This is a genomic window from Rhodobium orientis, from assembly GCF_003258835.1.
In the GTDB taxonomy this organism is placed as follows: Bacteria; Pseudomonadota; Alphaproteobacteria; order Rhizobiales; family Rhodobiaceae; genus Rhodobium; species Rhodobium orientis.
In genome coordinates, this window is record NZ_NPEV01000110.1 from 1 (window position 1) to 1,275 (window position 1,275).

1 protein-coding gene is annotated in these 1,275 nt (G+C 64.6%); it reads left to right on the forward strand.

Translation table 11 applies throughout. From position 1 onward, the window contains the following. The first annotated feature begins 105 nt into the window (after positions 1 to 105). The gene (locus CH339_RS23570) at positions 106 to 1,260 is read left to right on the forward strand and encodes an IS4 family transposase (RefSeq protein ID WP_111436858.1); all 1,155 of its coding nucleotides are present in this window, start codon (positions 106 to 108) and stop codon (positions 1,258 to 1,260) included. Positions 1,261 to 1,275 lie beyond the last annotated feature (15 nt).

The following is a 1,275-nucleotide window of genomic DNA, read 5'->3' on the forward strand; positions in this document are numbered from 1 at the left end:
CCCACTACTGTCCGGTCTAATTTTGTAGACAGGGTGCATGGCATTGATTCTACTTGGTTTCAGACGTTTCGCGGCGTTTGAGACACCAAGCGGAGGAGCAATGCCATGCGGCATCACAATAGCGTCTTTCACGGCCTTCTGAAGCATGTTCCCTGGGGCCTGTTCGACAAGCTTGTGGACACCCACAAGGCCGACCGCCGGGTCCGCCGGCTGAGCACAAGGGACCAGTTCCTGGCACTGTTGTTCGGCCAGCTGGCCGGCGCGACGAGCCTGCGCGAGATCGAGGCCGGGCTTTCCAGCCATGCCGCCCGGCTCTATCACCTCGGTGGCCGGCCCGTGGCGCGCACCACGCTCGCCGATGCCAATGCTCGCCGGCCCGCCGCGCTCTATGCCGACCTGTTCACCCACATGGCGGCAACCGCCGGCCGCGCCACCCGCCGCCACATCGGCGACGCCGTGCGCATCCTCGATGCCACCCGCATCGAGCTGTCGTCGCTGAGCGCGGGCTGGCTGACCGCCGTCAAGGGACATCGGGCGATCAAGCTGCATATCGGCTACGATCCGAACCTCGGCATTCCCTTGAGCGCCGAGATCACCGGCCACAAGACAAACGACATCACCCCGGCCAAGGCCGAGCCGATCGTCCCGGGCCTGACCTATGTCTTCGACCTCGCCTATTACGACTACGCCTGGTGGGCCAAACTCGATCGCGCCGGCTGCCGCTTCGTCAGCCGCCTGAAGACCAACACCAAACTCTCGGTGACCGCCAAACTGCCGGTGCCGAAGGGCGGCAACATTCTCGCCGACCGCATCGGGCTGTTGCCGCAGCGCATGGCCCGCTCGCGGCGTAATCCCTTTGCCGATCCGCTGCGCGAGGTCACCGTGCGCATCCGGACCGGCAAGGTGCTGCGCCTCGTCACCAACGACCTCGACGCCCCCGCCGAGGAGATCGCCGATCTCTACAGGCAGCGCTGGCAGATCGAGCTGTTCTTCAAATGGATCAAGCAGAACCTGAAGATCCGCCGCTTCCTCGGCACCTCGGAAAACGCCGTCCGCATCCAGATCTTCGTCGCCCTCATCGCCTATCTGCTGCTGCGCAAAGCCCACGCCGCCCAGAACGCCATCGAGGCCCCACGCGCCTTCCTCACCCTCGTCCGCCTCAACCTCATGCACCTCCGCCCCATCAACGCACTCAACACACAGCCAAAACCGCCGCCAACCAACCCCAACCAGATGTCCCTCGACCTCGCCCCAATCTAAACCGGACAGTAGTGG